This is a genomic window from Gemmatimonas sp., from assembly GCF_021298855.1.
Taxonomy (GTDB): domain Bacteria; phylum Gemmatimonadota; class Gemmatimonadetes; order Gemmatimonadales; family Gemmatimonadaceae; genus Gemmatimonas.
Genome location: NZ_JAJTHI010000010.1, coordinates 262,221 through 281,442, shown reverse-complemented (window position 1 = coordinate 281,442; position 19,222 = coordinate 262,221). Strand labels below are relative to the sequence as shown.

Below are 19,222 nucleotides of genomic sequence, written 5' to 3'. Positions count from 1 at the left end.
GCAGAAAGGAAGACAACGAGCAAGGAAGGCGGAACGACCGACGGTCAGGCGCTGATCACCGTGTGCAGGATGTCCGCCGCCTGCTCGAGCTGCGCGAGTTCCACCCATTCGGTGGACGAATGCGCACGGGCAATGTCGCCGGGGCCGAAGCAGAGCGCCGGAATGCCGGCCTCGGCAAAGAGCGCCGCGTCGGTCCAGCAGGACAGCCCGTCGATGGTGCCGGCGAGCCCGTGCGCACGGCACGCCTGCACGACCGACGTGACGAGGGGGTGCGACGCCGGTGTTTCGAGAGGCGGCTGGGCTCCCCCCAACGTACAGGTGGCGCGGAACGCGGGGTCCGCCGCGTGCAACATGTCCAGCAGCGCCTGCACTTCGCGCAGTACTGCCTCCGGCTGCTCACCCGGCAGGGTGCGCCGTTCCAGCTTCACGGTGCACTCGTCTGCATAGGTGCTCCACCCTGTGCCGCCGGAAACAAGGGGCGCGTGCACCGATGCGCGGCCCAGCAGCGGATGGGTGCGGCGGGCGAGCTCCTCCTTTTCGAAGGCATCGAGGGCCACGAGAAAACGCGCGGCCAGCCGGTTGGCATCGATTCCCACATCGTAGCGGCTGCCGTGCGCCGCCCGCCCCTGCACGTGCACCGTGATCCAGGCAAATCCCTTGTGGGCCGGAACCACGGCGAGGCGTGTGGGCTCGGTGATGATGGCGGCCGCGGCCGTCAGGCCATCGGCCAGCAGGGCGCGCGTGCCAATACTGGCAAACTCCTCGTCGCACACGGCCGCGATCACGACTTCGCGCGTCAACGGTCCGGCGGCCGCCGCGCGCGCCGCCGCAACACACATGGCCGCAATGCCGCCCTTCATGTCCGTCGCGCCGCGGGCATACAGGTTGCCGTCGCGCAGCTCGGGGGTGAAGGGGGCGTGACTCATGCCATCGGTGCCGACGACATCGAGATGCCCGTTCAGCACCAACGGCGCCACACCCGTTGGCCCGATGCGCGCCACCACGTTGCTGCGCCCGGGGGCCACGTCCGCCACGTGTACGGCGAAGCCCCACTCCTCGAGGATATTCGCCAGCAGCAGCGCCACCTCCCGCTCCCCTGGGCCATCGGGTACCAGGCTCGGATTGCGGGAGTCGACCGCGACCAGCGCTCTGGTCAACGCGACGGGAGAAAGCGGAAAGGCCACGTGCTCAGTCTAGCGATGCCGCCGTGGCGAGGTCAGTGCCGCGCGACGACCACGCCCTGCGTGGCCACCCGCCAGGGCAGCACCGTGCCCAGTGGTGATGCCGCCGCGCGTACCGCCTCCATCTGTCCGACGCGGGCGAGTGCCACCACACAGCCGCCCCCGCTCGCCCCCAGCGCCTTGAATCCTTCGGCTCCGGCCGCCCGCACGGCGGCTTCGATGGCGGCCATGCGAGGGGTCGTGATCGCCGGATGCAACGATTGCTGGTAATGCCAATGTTCGTCGACCAGGCCGGCCAACTCGCTCACGTTCCCTGCCTGCAACGCCTCGGCCATGCCCCGTGCGAGGTCGCGCATGCGCTCGAGCGCCGTCACGACGGTGGGGACACGCGTGCGGTAGGCATCGAGCACGGCGGTAATCGTTTCCGCCGAGATGCGGGATTCGCCGGTGTAGATGACGCAGACCCGCGATTCCAGCGACGCCACGGCGCTGGCGGTGAGCGGCAGCTGCTCCACATGTCGCCGGTGCGTCAGCGTCAGGCCGAGCGCCCCGCCATAGGCCGCCGCATAGTGGTCCTGATATCCCCCGGCAATGGCGAGACCGTCTACCTCGGTGCTCCGACTGTCCTCGGCCAACTGGTACGGGCGAACGGCGTCGCCACGAGCCGCGGCAATGGCTGCCTGCAGCGCGACCCCGGCGGCTGAGGAGCCACCCAGGCCGGCGCCTACGGGGAAGTCGCTGGTCAGCTGAACGCGAGCGTGCGGCAACCCGGCGCGGCGCAACGCGATCGCCACGAGGGGATCGTCGGGGTAGGGGGCATCGGCCCCCTCGGCTTCGAGGTGGACCGTGGCGCGGCGTTCGATGGCCAGATTGCATACGAAACCGCCTCGCTCTTCGGGGAAGGGAGGGACATCTGTCCACCCTCCGCCGAAGTCGAGGCGGGTTGGCGCCGACGCAACGATCACGCGGCGTTACTTCTTCTTGCCGGCGGCCTTCTTGGCGGGAGCCTTGGCGGGCGCCTTGGCAGGAGCCTTTGCCGCTTTCGCCGGGGCCTTGGGAGCCGGCTTGGCCGGCGCCTTGGTTGCCGGCTTCGCTGGCGCCTTGGCGGCGGGCTTGGCGGGCTTGGCGGCCGGTTTGGCGGCGGGTTTGGCGGCGGGCTTGGCCGGCGCCGCGTCCTTCTTGGTAACCGGCTTGCTGTCGCTCTTGGGCTCGGCCTTGGCTACCGGCTTGGCCGGCTTCGATTCGGGCTTTGCTTCTGGCTTGGGTTCGGGCTTGGCTTCCGCCTTGGGCTTGGGTGCCGGCTTGGGCGGCAGAGGAGCAAACGTCACCTTGTCGGACGGCTTCTGCGGCTCAATGCGCATGGCTGCGCGTGCTTCGAGGGCCGCTTCGGCAGCAGCTGCCGGCGCCTGCACGGCCTTGGGCATCTGTCCCAGCGGTACCGGCTTGGGCGGGGCGGCCTTGGGCTGCGGCGCGGGAAGTGCCCCGTGCTTGGCGATGTACGCCGCTTCGGCCTGGGCAATGAGCGAATCGGCTTCGTCCTGATTCATCTGGCCGCGTCGCACCATGTAATGAATGAGGTCGCGCGCACTCTCGATGACGAAGGCGCTCAGCCCGGCGGCCGCTCCCACCACGTCCCGCATGGCGCCAGCCATGCGGCTTCCGGCTTCGAGGCTGATCTCGTGCGCCCGGGCCGCCATTTCGGCGGCCGTGTCGCGCGCATCGGCAGCCCGGTGTCCCGGACCCCGGCGCGGCGCGGGAGCGGTTGGAGGCGCATCGCCTTCCGTGAGCGTATCGTCGTCAGCCTGCGGCAAATCGGCCATAGGTGGAGCGCACTCCTTCCGCCATGCATGAAAAAAAGGTGGTCGCGAAAACTCGGAGGACGATGATGCCGTTGCCGCCGAGTGTCCCACGTCCACCGGAACGCGGGTAACTATATGATTTCCAGTGATCTATGCAAGGTATCCGGGCGTGCTTTAGGGCGTTGGCCTGCATATTATTGGCGTCGGTCCGGCACTGCCCCGGTCCGCGCGCGGCCACAAATGCCGCAGTACTCGGGCGGTAAAGCCAAGTAAATCGCAGCTTAACAACGCCATAAATGAGGCATCATGGAGCCACTTCCGCTCGCGGGGATTCGCGTGCTCGATCTATCGCGCGTACTCGCCGGTCCGCTCTGCACCATGATGCTCGGCGATCTTGGTGCCTCCGTCATCAAGGTCGAGCGCCCCGGGCTGGGGGATGACACGCGTGGTTGGGGGCCACCGTTCGCCGACGATGGCCAGTCTGCCTACTTCCGGAGTGTCAATCGCAACAAGCTGTCGCTGACGGCCGACTTCGCGGTCCGCGAAGACCGCGACCTCGTCCTGTCGCTCATTGCCGACGCCGATATCGTGGTGGACAACTTTCTGCCCGGGGCACTCGACCGAAGCGGTATCGATGCTGACGCCTTGCTGGCCGCATATCCTCAACTCATCTGGTGTACCATTTCCGGATTCGGAGCCGATAGCCTGCGCCCGGGGTACGACTTCGTGGTCCAGGCGGAGTCGGGCTGGATGGCCATTGCCGGCGAACCACAAGGTGATCCCATCAAGTCCGGGGTTGCCATGGTCGATGTGACCACCGGCAAGGACGCGGCAATCGGCATCCTGGCCCTTTTGGCGGCGCGGGAGCGGGCCGGGGGCAGGGCGCTGCCGCCGGAGCGCCGGCGGGTCCAGGTGACCCTGCAGTCGAGCGCGGTGGCGGCGTTGGTCAACGTGGCCCAGAACACGCTCGTGAGCGGTCGTGAGGCCGAGCGGTGGGGAAACGCCCACGCGAACCTCGTGCCCTATCAACTGTTTCGCGCGGCCGACCGCCCCTTCGTTCTGGCCGTCGGCAGTGATTCGCAATGGGTGGCCGCCATGCGGGCCGTGGGACGGCCGGAGCTGGCAGATGATCCGGCGTTGCGCACCAACGCCGGGCGTCTGCAGCACCGCACCGCGGTGGTGACGTGGCTTGCCGACCACTTCGCGACCCGGCCTGTGGAGCACTGGATTGTGGCGTTGACGGCAGCCGGGGTGCCGTGTGGCGTGGTGCGATCGGCGCGGGACGCGGTGCTGGAGCAGCTGCGCGAGCACGACCTCAGCGTTACCGAGGCGGCTCGCACCGGCTTGCCGCCGCTGTGGAACGGCCGAGTTCGCTTTGCGCCGCCGCATCATGGCGAACACAGCGTTACGGTGCGGGAAAACGGGTGGCTCGCCTTCGCGCGCGTCGAGTGATAGGGCACACCATTTTCGTGATCCAATCGTGACCTCCGCATGCGAACTTCGTCTTTCTGGCGAGACGAGCGGCAGGCGTGGTGATCGTCCGGGGGAGGGTTTCCGGCGGCGGTTGTGCGGCAGGGGTATCAAACCCGTCACCTCGGCGTTATCCTAGCGCCGTGACCATGACGGAATCCGATATCCCACCGAGCGACGTCGACCACGATCAGGACGTCATCTCCCGGGTACTCGCGGGAGAGCGCGACGCGTTCGCGTTGCTGATCGGTCGCTACAGTGATCCGCTGTATCGACATGCACTCGGCATGACGGGCAGTCCCGACGTCGCCGAGGACATTCTGCAGACATCGTTCATCAAGGCCTATCACCATCTCGGTGAAGTCCGCGGACGATTCGATGCCTGGCTGTTCCGGATCGTTGCCAACGGGTGCAAGGACTGGCTGAAGAACATTCGGCGCACGCACCTCAGCTACGACGAAGACGATCAGCCCTCCGGCTACGCGAGCCCCGATGAGGACCTCGACCGCACTGAACTGCGGCAGGATCTCGATGCAGCACTCGCGCAGCTGGCGCCAAGCCTTCGGGAAGCCTTCATCATGAAGCATGTGGAAGGGCGTTCCTACGAAGAAATGGCGGACCTCCTGGGTACCACAGTCGGCGCCCTGAAGATGCGCGTGCATCGGGCACGTGAAGCACTTCAGGCCCTGCTCGAGGAGAAATACGCGTGATGCTCGATCGACACGAAGCGCACGACAACCTGAATCAGAAGGTCCGCGATCCGCGTGAGGCGGCGGCTCCGGCCGAGCGCCCCGTGCCAGATCGCGAGGTGCCGCTCCCGGGCGTCTCGGCGGCGGATCAGACCGCCGGTGCCGTGCAGCTGTGGCTCGATGGTGAAGCCACGGAGGCCGAGGCACGCGCCGAGAACGACCACGCGGTGGCCTTCTGGATGCGCGTCCACGCCGACGCCGGCGTGATGCGTGAGGCCAAGGCTCCGGCCCACCTCACGGCCAACATCATGGCGGCGCTGCCCGCCACGCCGCCGGTGGTCAACGCCCCGCTCGCGGACTGACTTGCCCCGCCGGATCGTGGCCGGTTGACCCGCGGCCCGCAACACTGAAGACGCCGCCCGGAGCATGCCGGGCGGCGTTTTTCGTACCAACCGGCAGGTGCGGCTCGCGGTGGGACTGGTCGCCACGTGGACTCCGACGCACCTTGCTCGCATGTCCCGCCCGATGCCCCTGCACCGTGCGTCGCTGTGCCTGCTGGTGGGCGCCACGTTGGCCGAGGCCCAGCCCAGCCCCCGGACCGCGAGCCCCGACGACCGCCCCGACATGCTCGTGGGGACCGTGGTCGATGCCATGATGACGGCTACCTCGTCCCCGTAGGTATTGGCAACACGTGGCACGACGGGGTGGCCAGGAACCTGTGGGGCACCACGCTCAACATCGATGGCGTGCACTACCGCTGGGGGCACCCCATCCCGCGGCGCACCGACGACGGCGTGCTCTGGTACGGCCGGATCGGCGACTCCAACCCCGGGCTCCGCTTCGGCTGGCAGAACAACTTCCGCTATCGCGACTTCCGCCTGTTCATCCAGACCACCGGTCAGTTCGGCGGCAGTGTGTACGCCAACAGCAACCAGACCTACTATGCGTCCGGCGACCACCCGGATGTGGTGCAGGCCGGCAAGCCGGACGAGCTCAAGAAGCCCGTGAGCTACTACAACGCCGTCTCCAACAACAACAACCTCTACCTCAAGCGGTTCGTGGAGAGCGGCACGCACCTCACGATCGCCGAGTTCCTGTTCGGCTACTCGCTCGACTCGAAGAAGTGGCGCTTCCTCGAGCGCTCCGGCTTCAGCCGGATGAACATCGACCTGATCGGCCGGAACTTGCGGACCTTGACGGGCTACACGGGCCTCAACGTGATGGCCGGCTCGCCCACGGTCCGCTTCGACGACGCCACCTACCCGATGACCCGTACGTTGACGGGCGTCGTGACGCTCACCTTCTGAGGCGCCCATGCGCACCATCCGACTCCGCCCCCACCGGGCACTGACCGGGCTGGCTCTCGGCGCCGCGCTGGCCACCGGGCTCACCAGCTGCATGAGCCTCGACGTCAACGACCCGAACGCGCTCGGTATCACCACGGTGTTCACCAACGCGTCGAATACCGAGGCGGCGCTCATCGGGGCCTTCAAGGCCTTCACGCTGACTTCGCGCGGCACCTGTCCCACGCTCCCGCTCGAGGTCTATGCCAACGTGCAGACCACGACGAGCGCCACCTACCTCGAGTTCTCGCAGGAACCGCGTATCGGGATCAACAACCGCGACAACCTCAACTGTCTGTCGCGGTACATCTTCAACCAGCACTACGAGGCGGCGGCCGGAGCGCGCGAAGCCTTCATCGGCATCCGCGACAACAAGCTCGTCTTCGGCCCGCAATCTGCCCAGTTCCCCCGGGGGCGCGACACGGACTCCCGCAAGATCTTCGCGCGCTTCGTGATCGCGGTGTCTCAGCTGCAGCTGGCGCTGTTGCACGACAAGGCATACGTGACGGACACCATCACCCCGGGCTTCAACGCCATCGTGCAGGATTTCACCCCGTGGCCCGAGGTGCTCTCCAATGCCAGAGCGCAGCTGCAGGCGGCCATCGCGGAGGCGCGTCGGACCGCCGACTTCACCCTGCCCACGCTCTTCATCAACGGACGCCCCACCACCCGCGACGAACTCATTCGCGTGATGCAGTCGTATCTGGTGCGCGCCGACGTGTATTCCCCGCGCACGCCGCAGCAGCGGGCCGCCGTGAACTGGGCGGCCGTGCTGGCCCGTCTCGATTCCACGGTCACCCGCGACTTCGGGTTGATCGCCGACCCGGCCATCGCGGGCACGGCGTCAACCTAAATCACCAACTCGTTCGCCCAGAGCACCCTGCGCCTCTCCACCCGCTATGTGGGACCGGCCGATACGTCGGGGGCCTACCAGCAGTGGCTGAATGGCACGGTGGCGACGCGCAGTTCGATCCAGATCTTCACCCCCGATCGGCGCATCAGCAACACCACCCTCACCATCCCGATCACGGGCGTGGGCCGCATCAACCGGGTCACGTCCACCATAGGCAGCGCGGCGAACGGAGCGTATCTCACCTCGCAGTATCGGCACGTGCGCTACCTCAACGCGGCGGCCGACTCGGGGAGCCGGACCTTCGTACCGATCATCTCGGTGCAGGAAATGCAGTTCATCCGCGCCGAGGCGCTCTGGCGGCTCGGACGCTTCGCCGAGGCAGCCGCAATCATCAATCCCACACGCGTCGCGGCCGGGCTTCGCCCCGTGGACGCCAACGGCCCGCCGCCGGGACGCGACTGCGTGCCGCGCCGTGACGACGGCAGCTGTGGCTGGCTCTTCGACGCCATCCAGTACGAGAAGCGCATGGAGCTCTTCCCGTACGATGGCTACACGCACTACCTCGACGCCCGCGGCTGGGGGCGGCTCCTGCCAGGAACGCCGCTCCACATCCCGGTGGTCGGGCGTGAGCTGATTACGCGTGGCTTCCCGTGGTTCACCTTCGGCGGGCTCGAGGACACTCGGAACTCCGCCCAGCTCCCGAACGCCATGCGTCCCTGAGCGGGCTGCGCGGGGCGGAAGGACAAGGCGCCGGTCTCCCGTCAATGGAGGCCGGCGCCTTCGTGCATCAGGGGTGATGCCAGCAAGCAGATCCGATCAAGGGGTCAAAGTCGTTGATCCGGCAATCAGGGCTTCTCAGCCAGGTTCGCGCACCCCCAGACATTGTCGTCGGTGGGGGACAGCTGCGGATCGAAAACGCGCACGTAGTACGGCTGCCCCGACGTGAGCTTGGGGACATTGGCCGTGGCCGACCCGCCGCCATCCATTCGGCTCTGCAACTGAGTGAAGGCCGCCTGGGGCGCAATGGGTGCGCCGTTATCGCGGCACTGCCCGGCCACGATGTCCCACGCAATGCGCATGTCGCGGTTCACGTTGCGTACCGTGAGACGTACGCGGGACTGCTTCTCGCCGCGAGGCTCGATGGTAATGTCCGCCGAGCCACCGGCGGAACGGAGGGTACTCACCGTGCCCACCCACTTGCCGCTCTGCGCCTCCACGACGGCGGGCGAGAGCATCGTGACGGCGCCGATGGCGCCCATCAGGGCACGGGACACGGCGGAACAGCGTCACATGTGAATGGCCCGCCCCAACGCACTCAACGCCGCTTCCTTCACGGTTTCGCTGAGCGTCGGGTGTGAGTGCACGGTGATCGCAATATCCTCGGCGCTGCCGCGGTACTCCATGGCCAGCACCACCTGCGCCAGGTTGTCGGCCACGTGGGGGCCGATCATGTGGCAGCCGAGAATCTCGTCGGTGGCGGCGTCTACCACGAACTTCACGAAGCCCTGCGTCTCGCCCATCGTGCGCGCGCGGCCGTTGGCGCTGAAGGGGAACTTGCCCACGCGATAGGCGCGGCCGCTGGCCTTGACCTCCTGCTCGGTGAGTCCCACGGTGGCGATTTCCGGCCAGGTGTACACCACGCCGGGCATGGTGCGGTAGTGCATGTGCACCGGCTTGCCGGCAATCACCTCGGCGGCGATCACCCCCTCGTCCTCGGCCTTGTGCGCAAGGAGCTTGCCCCCCACCACGTCGCCAATGGCAAACACGTTGGGCAGGTTCGTGCGCATCTGGTCGTTCACCACGATCTCGCCGCGCGCCCCGAGCTGCAGTCCGAGCGCGGCCGCGTCCACGCCGCTCAGCGACGGCCGGCGCCCCACACTCACCAGCACATAGTCGCCCTCGAGGCGCGACGCCGCGCCGTCCTTCTCCACGTGAATCGTCACCCCGTCGTCGCGCACGTCACCGCCGGTCACCTTGGTACCGGTGTGAATCTCGAGCCCCTGCTTGCGGAAAATGCGGTCGGCTTCCTTCACCACATCGTCGTCGTTGCCGGGGAGAATGGTGGGCGCGTACTCCACCACCGTGACCTTCGCCCCGAGCCGTCGCCAGACGGAGCCGAGTTCGAGGCCGATCACGCCCCCGCCAATCACGATGAGATGCTTCGGCACCTCCGGGATCTGCAGGGCACCCACGTTCGAGAGCACGCGGCGTTCGTCGAACGGCAGGAACGGCAACTGCACCGGCACGGAGCCCGTGGCGAGAATGACGTGTGTCCCCTGCCACGACGTGACCGTGCCGTCGGCACCCTGCACGTCGATCACGTTGTTCGGCTTGAGCGTGCCGAAGCCCTTGGCCCACGTGACCTTGTTCTTCCGGAAGAGGAACTCGATCCCCTTGGTGTTCTGCGCGACCACCTCGGTCTTGCGCGCCATCATGGTGGGCAGGTCGACGGACGCCCCGTCCACCTTCACCCCGTGTTCGGCCGCATGCAGCCGCAGCCACTCGTAATGCTCGCTGGACTGCAGGAGCGCCTTGGAGGGGATGCACCCGACGGTGACACAAGTGCCGCCCAGCGTCTTGTCCGCTTCAATGCAGACCACGGAGAATCCGAGCTGCGCGGCGCGAATGGCGGCCACGTAGCCGCCCGGGCCCCCGCCGAGGACCAGCACATCGGCGGATTGGATGGATGGGGAGGTCATGGCGCGAAAGCTAATCCCAGGGTGGCCGGCGGCGATTGGTGGAATAACCGGCTAACGATGAAATGCCTTCCTCCTGGTCGCGGGTACCAGTTTGTTACCCCACCCCGCTTGTGCCGTCTTTCACACGACGGCACGTTATTCGCAGTAACGGGCCATTGCCCACATGATCGTCAGCGGCGGTCCCAACCCTCGCGTTGAAAACGTTTGCTGACGAAGCCCGACGTCCCGGCGGAAACGCCAGGGGCGTCGTGGTGCATTTGGGGGACTTCTGTGCGGCAGCGCGATCGCTCGGACATCGGGCGACCCGCCACCCGGAACGCGAAACCCGAAACTCCCGGCGGTTCACGGGGCGTTTCGGGTTTCGTGTCTCGGGTCGCGAGTGCGCCTCAATACACCAGCATCGCCGCCGGATCTTCCATGAGTTCCTTCACCCGAACCAGGAAGAGCACCGCCTGCTGGCCGTCGATGATGCGGTGGTCGTAGCTGAGGGCCACGTACATCATGGGCCGGATCTCCACCTGGCCGTCGATCGCCACGGGGCGATCCTGCGTCTTGTGCAGCCCCAGGATGCCCACCTGCGGGTAGTTGATGATCGGCGTGGAGATGAGCGAACCGAACACGCCCCCGTTGGTGATGGTGAACGTGCCGCCGGTGAGGTCGTCCATGCTCAGCTTGCCATCGCGCGCCCGCTTGGCCACGGCTCCGATGTCCTTGCCGATCTGCACGACGCTCTTCTGGTCGCAGTCCTTCACGTTGGGCACCACGAGCCCGGCGTCGCTGGCCACGGCGATACCCATGTTGACGTAGTGCTTGTACACGATGGTGTCGCCGTCGATCTGGGCGTTCACGACCGGGTACGCCTTGAGCGCCAGCGCGGCGGCCTTCGCGAAGAAGGGCATGAAGGACAGCTTCACGCCCTGCTCCTTCTCCACGCGCTCCTTGAGGCGTTCACGGAGGGCCGTGATCGCCGTCATGTCGATTTCGTTGAACGTCGTGAGGTGCGCCGTGGCGTGCTGCGATTGCAGCAGGTTTTCGGCGATGCGCTTGCGACGCGTGGTCATCTTTTCCCGCGTTTCGCGTCCTGAGGCAGCGGCGGGGGCCGGCGCGGTCGGGGGCGAGACGGGGGCTGCGGCCGGCGCGGGAGCTGGTGCCGCCGCCGATCCCGCCGCCACGGCCCCCATCACATCGGCCTTGCTGACCACCCCACCGCGGCCGCTCCCCGGTACGGCGGCCGGATCGATTCCCGTCTCGGTCGCGAGCCGTGCCGCCGCTGGCGACACCTTGGGGTCGGTACCCGCCGCCTGTCCGGCGCCCGCGGAACCGGCCGCCGGGGCTGCGGCAACGGCCGCCGCCGGGGCCGCCGCGGCGGTGGCCGCCCCGGCGCCCGCCGCCCCAGCCGCGATCTCTCCCAGCACGTCCCCGACCGCAACCACGTCCCCTTCGCCCTTGGCACGCGACGTGAGGGTGCCCGCCTCCAGCGCCGGCACCTCCACCGTGATCTTGTCCGTCTCGAGCTCGACGAGCGAATCACCAACGGCGACGGCGTCGCCTTCCTTCTTCAGCCAGCGCGAGACGGTCGCTTCGACGATCGATTCGCCGAGGGGGGGAACCTTGATGGACGACATATGGGCTTGGTGTTGGGACTTGGGAGTTGGGTCGCAATATAGGCAGGTGCGCGGGGCAGGTGGTGGGGGGTGGGGCACACATCGCGCCGCGCCGGTGGCAAATGCAGAGGGCAGACGGCAGGAACCACAGTCCGCAGTGCGCAGGAATTCGGAAATCGGGGGCGGCGCAAAGCGCCCGCCCCCGTTTGTTTTCCCACATGCCTCGCGTCTGCGCCCTGTAGTTCCTGCCGTTTGCCGTCTGCTGTTCAGCCGCACTCCCATCTTCACCGTTCGAGCTCCCGCTTTCCGAGCGTCCGTCGTCATGAGCCTCTTCCACACCATGCGCGCCCTCACCTTCACCGCCCATGGCGGTCCCGAACAGCTCGTTGTGCGCGACGATCTGCCGGTGCCCGGCGTGCATGCGACGGACGGCGTGCGGGTGCGCATTCACGCCGCCGCGCTGAACCGCCTCGACCTGTGGGTCCTCCAGGGCATCCCGGGGTCCAAGGTCAAGCCCGGGTGGCCCCTCGGCTCCGACGGCGCCGGGATCGTGGACGCGGTGGGCAGCAAGGTCACGTCGGTGCAGGTGGGTGACCGGGTCATCATCAATCCCGGCGTGGTCGACCGCAGCTGCCGCTGTGAATACTGCCGCGATGGCGACCAGCCGCTCTGCCTCGGTTACGGCGTGCTGGGCGAGCACCACCCGGGGACCCTGGCCGACTACGTCGTGGTGCCCGAAGCCAACGTGCGCACCATCCCCGACTGGTTGCCCTGGGACGTGGCGGCCGCCTTCCCGCTGGCCACGCTCACGGCCTGGCGCATGATCGTGACCCGCGCCAGGGTCCGCGCCGGTGAACAGGTGCTCATCTGGGGCATCGGCGGGGGCGTGGCGCTCGCCGCCCTGCAGATCTGCAAGCACATCGGCGCCACCTGCTGGGTCACGTCCGGCACCCCCGACAAGCTCGAACGGGCCACGCTCCTGGGCGCCGACCAGCGGCTTGACCATCGGCAACCGGATCTCGGCAAGACCATCCGCGCCATGACCGACAAGCGCGGGGTCGACGTGGTCATTGACAGTGTCGGCGAGGCCACCTGGCCGCAATCGCTGGTGGCCCTCGGGCGCCGCGGTCGGTTGGTCAGCTGCGGGGGCACGAGCGGCCCCATGGTCCAGGTCGATCTCCGGCGCATGTTCTGGAACCAGTGGACCCTCATGGGCAGTACCATGGGCAACGACGCCGAATTCGATGCCATTACCGAGTTCTTCCGTCATGGATCGCTGCAGCCGCCGGTGGACAGCGTCTGGCCTCTGGCGCAGGCCCCCGAAGCCTACGCGCGCCTCCAGAGCGGCCAGCAGTTCGGCAAGGTCGTGGTGCAACTCGTGCCGTGGAGCTGAGGCCATGGCTGACGCCGGACCGCCCGATGAGACGACGCCCCCGGCGGGCGGCCGGCGCGCGGCGCTGGCGAAACCTGCCGGTGACGGGGCTCGTTTTACGACCGAGGAAGAGCAGCAGATGCGCGCCGCGGTGCTCGACGGGACGCTGCCCTCCTGTCCTCGCTGCGCGGTGCGCATGACCCGTCGCCCTCTCGGTGGCGGATCGTTCGGCCTGGGCTACCACCGGCAGCGCGAATGGCTGCTCTGTCCTTCGTGTCGGCGCAGCGCCATCTTCGACGTCCGGCGCGGGACACGGCTGTAGGTCGCCATGTTACCGTTGTACCAACGCCTCTCTCTCAACTCCGTGTCTGTGCCGCTTCCGCAGGATTCGTCGTCGTTCCCCGATTCCCTCATGATTGCCAGTGCCGCGCAGGACGCCGACGTGACCGGCACCGTGACCCGCACGTTTCAGGAGCGCCTCGAGCAGAGCTTCGCCTTGCTGGGCGAGTTCGTGCCGGCGCTGTTCGGTGCGCTGGTCATTCTCTTCGCCGGCTATCTCGTGGCGAAGGTGGTCGAGAAGGGAACGGCACGCCTGCTGCGCCGCCTGCGCTTCAACCAGCTCCTCGAGCGCGGCGGGGTGCTGCAGGCCGTGGAGCGTTCGGGGTCTCACCTCAACCCGGCCAAGGTCATCGCCAACCTGCTCTTCTGGGTGGTGATGTTTGCCGTGCTGCTGATTGCCGCCAGTGCCATCGGCCTCGATTCGCTGGCCAATGTGTTCACCGAGCTGATGAGCTATATCCCCAGTGTGATCGCGGCCATCGTGATCATCATCCTGGGCATCGTGCTGGGGGGATTCGTGGGCGGCCTCATCATGGCTTCGGCGGGTGGGTTGCACGGCGGTCCCTGGCTGGCGCGCATCGGGCGTGGGGGGGTGATCGTGCTGGCGGTGTTCATGGCCCTGCAGGAGCTCGGGATCGCCACCGACATCGTGACGACGGCCTTCGCCATCCTGTTCGGCGCCGTCGCGCTGGCGCTGGCGCTCTCGTTCGGTCTGGGGAACCGCGACTTGGCCGGCGAAATCACCCGGCAATGGTACGACCGCTACCGCGCCGAACAGCGTGCCATCGACGCCGAGGCCGCCGCTGAGGAGGCCGAGGAGATGGCGGAGGAGCGATCTGACGACGCCGCCGAAGACGCCGCCATCGCGGCCCAGCAGCAGGTCGAGGGGCGGGTGACGGCGTAGGGCGGAAGCCCCCGACCTCACGCCACCCGTACCCGCTACTCGGAACCCGAAACTCCGTGCCGTTCACAGCGAACGGCGTTACCGCCACAAACTCCCTGCTGCCCGCGGGGAGTTTCGCGTTTCGCGTTCCGTGTTTCCGGTGCTGGTAGACGATCCGAAAATCAAGGCCCACAAACGATTTAGGGCCGTTCCCCGCCCCTGTGATTAGGGGTGGGCACCGGGTAGATTTCACGGGTTGGCGCCCCGTCGCGCCGAGCCCCGTGTCGGACGTCGTGTCGGACCCATTCCCCGCCGCCTCATGACCGTACCAAACGCCCGCGAACGCATCCTGCCGCGTCTCATCGACGAGGAAATCAAGGAATCGTTCATCAACTACTCCATGAGCGTCATCGTGTCGCGCGCCCTGCCGGACGTGCGAGACGGGCTCAAGCCCGTGCATCGCCGCGTGCTGTACGCGATGAACGAGCTCGGACTGTTGCCGGGGCGGCCGTACAAGAAGTCGGCCACGGTGGTGGGTGATGTGCTGGGCAAGTACCACCCGCATGGCGACAGCAGCGTCTACGACGCGCTCGTGCGCATGGTGCAGGACTTTTCACTTCGCTATCCGCTGGTGGATGGCCAGGGGAACTTCGGGTCGGTCGACGGCGACAGCGCGGCCGCCTATCGGTACACCGAAGCGCGTCTTACCCGCATGGCGGTCGAGATGCTCACCGACATCGACAAGAACACCGTCGATTTCGCCCCCAATTTCGATGACCGGCTCGAAGAGCCGCGGGTGCTGCCCAGCGGTTTCCCCAACCTGCTGGTGAACGGGTCGTCCGGCATTGCCGTGGGCATGGCCACGAATATCCCGCCGCATAATCTGCGCGAGATCATTGCCGCGGTGGTGGCCCTGGTCGACACCCCCGACCTCGAGGCGGCCGACCTGCGCCGCATCGTGAAGGGGCCGGACTTCCCCACCGGTGGCTTCATCTACGGCCGGTCCGGCATTACCGACTATCAGGATACCGGGCGCGGCCGCATCGTCATGCGCGCCCGCGCCGCGATCGAGGAGAACGAGAAGGGGGGCAAGTCGCAGATCGTCATCACCGAGCTGCCCTATCAGGTCAACAAGGCGCGGCTGGTGCAGGACATTGCGGAGCTCGTGCGTGAGCAGAAGCTCACCGGCATCAGCGCCCTGCGCGACGAGTCCGACCGCGAGGGCATGCGCGTGGTGATCGAGCTCAAGCGCGACGCGATTCCGCGCGTGGTGCTCAACCAGCTGTACAAGCACACGGCCATGCAGAGCACGTTCGGCGTGATCATGCTGGCGCTGGTGCCCGACCCCAATACGCGTCAGCTCGTGCCGCGGGTGCTCACGCTCAAGGAGTGCCTCGTGCACTACATCGAGCACCGGCACGAAGTCATCGTGCGCCGCACGCAGTTCGACCTCGACAAGGCGCTGGAGCGTGAGCACATCCTCGAGGGGCTCAAGATCGCCGTCGACAACATCGACGAGGTCATCGCGCTCATTCGCGCCGCCGAGGACACCCCCACCGCCAGCACGCAGCTGCAGACCCGGTTCGGGCTGTCGGAGCGGCAGGCCGAAGCCATTCTCAACCTGCGCCTGGCCAAGCTCACCGGCCTCGAGCGGGACAAACTGGAAGCCGAGCTGGCGGAAGTGCGCCTCACCATTGCCGACCTGCGGGGCATTCTCGAGTCGAAGCCGCGGCGCATGGAGATCCTCAAGGGGGAGCTGCTCAAGCTGGCCGAGAGCTACGGCGACGAGCGGCGGACCGAGATCCTGTTCGACGATGGGGAGTTCTCCATCGAAGACCTGATCGCCGAGGAGGAAATGGTGGTCACCGTCACGCACGGCGGCTACGTCAAGCGCACCCCGCTCTCCGAATACAAGCAGCAGGGGCGTGGCGGCCGCGGCAAGGCGGCCGCCGATCTGAAGGAAGACGACTTCATCGAGCGGTTCTACGTGGCGAGTACGCACACGTACATGCTCATCTTCACCGATGACGGCCGCTGTTTCTGGCTCAAGGTGCACGAGTTGCCGCAGGGCGCGCGCAACACGCGCGGCAAGCCCATCGTGAATCTCATCAACGTGGCGCCCAACACCCGCGTCCGCGCCATCGTGCTCACCAAGGAGTTCCGCGACGACGAGTCGCTGCTCTTCTGCACCAGGAATGGCACGGTCAAGAAGACGGCGCTGTCGCAGTACTCCAATCCGCGGACCAACGGCATCAAGGCCATCAAGATCGAGGATGGCGACGAGCTGATGGACGTGCAGGTGACCGCCACGGGGAACGACGTGGTGCTGGCCACCCGCAACGGCATGTCCATCCGGTTCCCCGAGTCCGATGTGCGGTCGATGGGGCGCGATACCACCGGGGTCAAGGGCATCGAGCTGCGCCCCGATGATCACGTCGTGGGCATGGTGGTCATCTGTCGCGAGGCCACGTTGCTGGTGGTCACCGAGCGCGGGCTCGGCAAGTGCTCCGATATCGGGCAGTACCGGGTGCAGGGGCGCGGCGGCAAGGGCATCAAGACGCTCGATCTCACGCAGCGCACCGGTCACGTGGTGGCGCTCATGGAAGTCATCGCCGACGACGAGCTCATGATCATGACCAAGGGGGGCATTGCCTTGCGGCTCAAGGTCAGCGACATTCGCGTCGTGGGACGGGTTTCCCAGGGGGTGCGGCTGGTGGCCCTCGACGACCAGGATCTCGTCTCCGCGGTGGCGCGGGTCATCCCCGAGGACAAGGACGCCGCCGCCGCCGAGACCGGGGCGGTCGTGCGGGGGGCGGCCGATGTCCTCTCGGCTGTGGCCGACGCGGGCGCCGACGGAGCCGAGCCGGAACCCGACGGCGGCAATGGCGCTGGTGACGGTGAGTAGGACGCACTCGTCCTTGTGCAACGGGGAGACGGCGGCCGTGCGGCCGCCGCGCTCCCGGACGGTATGGCAGTGCGAGTCCGCGCGGGGCGCACTCGATGGCCTTGGTGAGGGATAATGGCGACGTCGCGCATCCTGGTGGCCGATGACGACGAGGCAGTACTCGAGTCCGTGGCCTGGTTGCTCCAGGAGAACGGCTACGATGTCGTGCCTGCCAATGGCGGCGTGTCCTGCATCGAGCAGCTGGAGAAGCGCGCCCCCGACCTGATCCTGCTCGACATCCTCATGCCCGACGCCGACGGCTGTCAGCTGCTCGAGCGCATCAAGGGTGACGATCGGTGGCGCGACCTGCCGGTGCTCATGCTCTCGGCTCAGCCACCCGAGGAAGCCTCCGTGAAGTCGTTGGGGCTGGGCGCGGCCGACTTCATCCGGAAGCCGTATCGCCCCAAGGAATTGCTGGCGCGGGTCCAGGCGCAGCTGCGTATGGGGGCCCTGCTGCGCTCCACGCGCGCGGCGCTCATGCGTACCGAGGAGCAGCTGGTGCGGGCCCAGCAGGATGCGGATAGCCGGCGCAAGCTCGTGGACATCCTCCACGAAGTCACCGGCGACCTGTCGGTCTCCGAGCTCTTCCACCTGCTGGTGCGGCGCGCGGCTCGAGCCCTGGGGGTGTCCCATTGCTCCGTCGTGCTGGCCCGACCGGGCGAACCCCAGGCCACCGTGGTGGCGGCCTTCGAGAACCCCGGGTTGCAGCATCTCCCGGTGCAGCTCGAGCGCTACCCCGAGCTCAAGGCGGCCCTCGACAGCGGGCAGCCTGTGCTCGTGGAAGACCTCGACACCCATCCGCTCTACGAGGGGGTGCGGCACGTGTGGGGCATCGAAGGGCTCGAGGTGCCGATTCGCTCCGTCATTGCCTTGCCGTTTTCCATCGACCGGGGGCAGTACGGCGTGTTTCTGGTTCGCCGGACGCGGGATCAGGAACGCTTCGGCCCGGCCGACCTCGAGTTCGCCCAGGCCGTGATCACGGCGGCGGTCGCGGTGATCCAGCGCGCGCAGATGGTCGAGAGCACCATGGCCGACAACGCGCGCCTCGAACAGCTGGCCCAAACCGATCCGCTCACGCAGTTGCTCAACCGCCGGGCGCTCACCGAGCGCATCGCGGCGGAGATGGAGCGCACCCTGCGCTACGACAGCACGATGGCGCTGCTGATGATCGATCTCGACCACTTCAAGCGCGTCAACGACACCTATGGCCACCTCGTGGGAGACGACGTGCTCCGCGACGTGGCCCCGCTGCTGAGCGACACCATCCGCACGGCCGACATCGTGGCGCGCTACGGCGGGGAGGAGTTCCTGGTGCTCCTCCCCGAAACCGATGACGCGGGTGCCGAATCGTTCGCGGATCGCATCCGCAGGGCCATCGAGACCCACCCCTTCGCCAGCGACTCCCTCCCCGAGCCCCTGCGCCTCACCGCCTCGATCGGGGTGGCGGTCTATCCGGCGGCGCGCATCGAAAGCGTCGAAGACCTGTTCGCCCGAGCCGACGCGGCGCTCTACCGCGCCAAGGCCGACGGGCGCAACCGGGTGCGCCTGTAGCTACCGCCGCATGCCGTCCAGCTCCACCTGGACGCAGCGATCCTGAATGACATCGATCCCGGCCCGCGCCAGCGTTTCGGCCACCTCGTCATGCCGAATGCCGAGCTGCATCCAGACCGCCCGCGGGCGGTGCGCCAGGATGTCCTCCAGATGGCGCGGCACGTCGGCTGGCCGGCGGAAGAGCAGGACCATGTCCACCGGTGGCGTGACCGTGGCCAGTGACCGGTGCACCGGGACGCCCAGTATCTCCCGGACCTCCGGGTAATAGACCGGCACCGGCACGATCTCGTATCCCGCCCGCTGCAGATGGTCGGGCACGGAGAACGCGGGCCCTCCCACCACGTCGGGCTTGATCCCGATCACCGCGACCCGCCGCACCTCCTCCAGGGTCCGCCGCACGTCGGCCTGGCGTTCGAGCAGATGCGCCCGCCATGCGGGGACGGCCGTCGTTAGCTTTTCTGTCACCAAACCCCTCCCCGGATAATCCCCACTGGA

At 67.6% G+C, this 19,222-nt stretch carries 19 protein-coding genes; 12 read left to right on the top strand and 7 right to left on the bottom strand.

Features of this window, described 5'->3' with window-relative positions:
- Nucleotides 1–44 precede the first annotated feature (44 nt).
- Genes LW840_RS05200 through LW840_RS05190 form a run of 3 tightly spaced genes read right to left on the bottom strand, consistent with a single transcriptional unit; the run spans nt 45 to nt 3,001 of the window.
- Nucleotides 45–1,184: an ArgE/DapE family deacylase gene (locus LW840_RS05200; protein ID WP_291262875.1), complete on the bottom strand. Its 1,140-nt coding sequence runs from the start codon at nt 1,182–1,184 to the stop codon at nt 45–47.
- 32 nt (nt 1,185–1,216) lie between these two features.
- Nucleotides 1,217–2,146 (bottom strand): hypothetical protein, encoded by a 930-nt coding sequence (locus LW840_RS05195; protein WP_291276541.1) that lies wholly within the window; start codon nt 2,144–2,146, stop codon nt 1,217–1,219.
- Nucleotides 2,147–2,152: 6 nt separating this feature from the next.
- The gene (locus tag LW840_RS05190) at nt 2,153–3,001 is read right to left on the bottom strand and encodes a hypothetical protein (RefSeq protein ID WP_291276540.1); all 849 of its coding nucleotides are present in this window, start codon (nt 2,999–3,001) and stop codon (nt 2,153–2,155) included.
- A 285-nt stretch (nt 3,002–3,286) separates the two neighbouring features.
- Here LW840_RS05190 and LW840_RS05185 point away from each other — a divergent pair, with 285 nt between their 5' ends.
- The 7 genes from LW840_RS05185 (at nt 3,287) to LW840_RS05155 (ending at nt 8,055) form a co-directional block, all read left to right on the top strand.
- Nucleotides 3,287–4,432: a CoA transferase gene (locus LW840_RS05185; RefSeq protein ID WP_291262872.1), complete on the top strand. Its 1,146-nt coding sequence runs from the start codon at nt 3,287–3,289 to the stop codon at nt 4,430–4,432.
- A 167-nt stretch (nt 4,433–4,599) separates the two neighbouring features.
- Nucleotides 4,600–5,160 carry a sigma-70 family RNA polymerase sigma factor gene (locus tag LW840_RS05180; protein WP_291262871.1) on the top strand — a complete coding sequence of 187 codons (561 nt, stop codon included), beginning with the start codon at nt 4,600–4,602 and terminating at the stop codon, nt 5,158–5,160.
- The gene (locus tag LW840_RS05175; protein ID WP_291276539.1) at nt 5,160–5,501 is read left to right on the top strand and encodes a hypothetical protein; all 342 of its coding nucleotides are present in this window, start codon (nt 5,160–5,162) and stop codon (nt 5,499–5,501) included. Before LW840_RS05180 ends, LW840_RS05175 begins: the two co-directional genes overlap by 1 nt.
- Before the next feature lie 151 nt (nt 5,502–5,652).
- Nucleotides 5,653–5,817, top strand: coding sequence for a hypothetical protein (locus LW840_RS05170; protein ID WP_291276538.1), 165 nt, complete (start codon nt 5,653–5,655; stop codon nt 5,815–5,817).
- A gap of 26 nt (nt 5,818–5,843) precedes the next feature.
- Nucleotides 5,844–6,446, top strand: a complete 603-nt coding sequence (locus LW840_RS05165) for a hypothetical protein (protein WP_291276537.1) — start codon at nt 5,844–5,846, stop codon at nt 6,444–6,446.
- 7 nt (nt 6,447–6,453) lie between these two features.
- Complete coding sequence (locus tag LW840_RS05160; protein WP_291267815.1) at nt 6,454–7,335, top strand: hypothetical protein; 882 nt, start codon at nt 6,454–6,456, stop codon at nt 7,333–7,335.
- 48 nt (nt 7,336–7,383) lie between these two features.
- Nucleotides 7,384–8,055 carry a hypothetical protein gene (locus LW840_RS05155; protein ID WP_291267816.1) on the top strand — a complete coding sequence of 224 codons (672 nt, stop codon included), beginning with the start codon at nt 7,384–7,386 and terminating at the stop codon, nt 8,053–8,055.
- A gap of 125 nt (nt 8,056–8,180) precedes the next feature.
- Here the strand turns inward: LW840_RS05155 and LW840_RS05150 are convergent, their stop codons facing one another.
- The 3 genes from LW840_RS05150 to odhB form a co-directional block, all read right to left on the bottom strand.
- A complete protein-coding gene (locus LW840_RS05150; protein ID WP_291267817.1) occupies nt 8,181–8,609 on the bottom strand; it encodes a hypothetical protein in 429 nt (142 codons plus the stop codon).
- 12 nt (nt 8,610–8,621) lie between these two features.
- Nucleotides 8,622–10,034, bottom strand: a complete 1,413-nt coding sequence (gene lpdA / locus LW840_RS05145) for a dihydrolipoyl dehydrogenase (RefSeq protein WP_291266313.1) — start codon at nt 10,032–10,034, stop codon at nt 8,622–8,624.
- 386 nt (nt 10,035–10,420) lie between these two features.
- The gene (gene odhB, locus LW840_RS05140; RefSeq protein WP_291276536.1) at nt 10,421–11,659 is read right to left on the bottom strand and encodes a 2-oxoglutarate dehydrogenase complex dihydrolipoyllysine-residue succinyltransferase; all 1,239 of its coding nucleotides are present in this window, start codon (nt 11,657–11,659) and stop codon (nt 10,421–10,423) included.
- Between the two features lie 301 nt (nt 11,660–11,960).
- On the opposite strand from odhB, the gene LW840_RS05135 reads away from it, so the two are divergent.
- The 5 genes from LW840_RS05135 (at nt 11,961) to LW840_RS05115 (ending at nt 18,727) form a co-directional block, all read left to right on the top strand.
- Entirely contained in the window at nt 11,961–13,031 is a 1,071-nt protein-coding gene (locus tag LW840_RS05135) for a zinc-binding dehydrogenase (protein WP_291276535.1), read from the top strand.
- Between the two features lie 4 nt (nt 13,032–13,035).
- Nucleotides 13,036–13,332: a hypothetical protein gene (locus LW840_RS05130; RefSeq protein ID WP_291266311.1), complete on the top strand. Its 297-nt coding sequence runs from the start codon at nt 13,036–13,038 to the stop codon at nt 13,330–13,332.
- 42 nt (nt 13,333–13,374) lie between these two features.
- The gene (locus LW840_RS05125; protein WP_291263491.1) at nt 13,375–14,253 is read left to right on the top strand and encodes a hypothetical protein; all 879 of its coding nucleotides are present in this window, start codon (nt 13,375–13,377) and stop codon (nt 14,251–14,253) included.
- Between the two features lie 298 nt (nt 14,254–14,551).
- Complete coding sequence (gene gyrA / locus LW840_RS05120; protein WP_291263490.1) at nt 14,552–17,137, top strand: DNA gyrase subunit A; 2,586 nt, start codon at nt 14,552–14,554, stop codon at nt 17,135–17,137.
- 114 nt (nt 17,138–17,251) lie between these two features.
- Entirely contained in the window at nt 17,252–18,727 is a 1,476-nt protein-coding gene (locus LW840_RS05115; protein WP_291266309.1) for a diguanylate cyclase, read from the top strand.
- Here the strand turns inward: LW840_RS05115 and LW840_RS05110 are convergent, their stop codons facing one another.
- Complete coding sequence (locus tag LW840_RS05110) at nt 18,728–19,192, bottom strand: CoA-binding protein (protein WP_291263488.1); 465 nt, start codon at nt 19,190–19,192, stop codon at nt 18,728–18,730.
- Between the last annotated feature and the right edge of the window lie 30 nt (nt 19,193–19,222).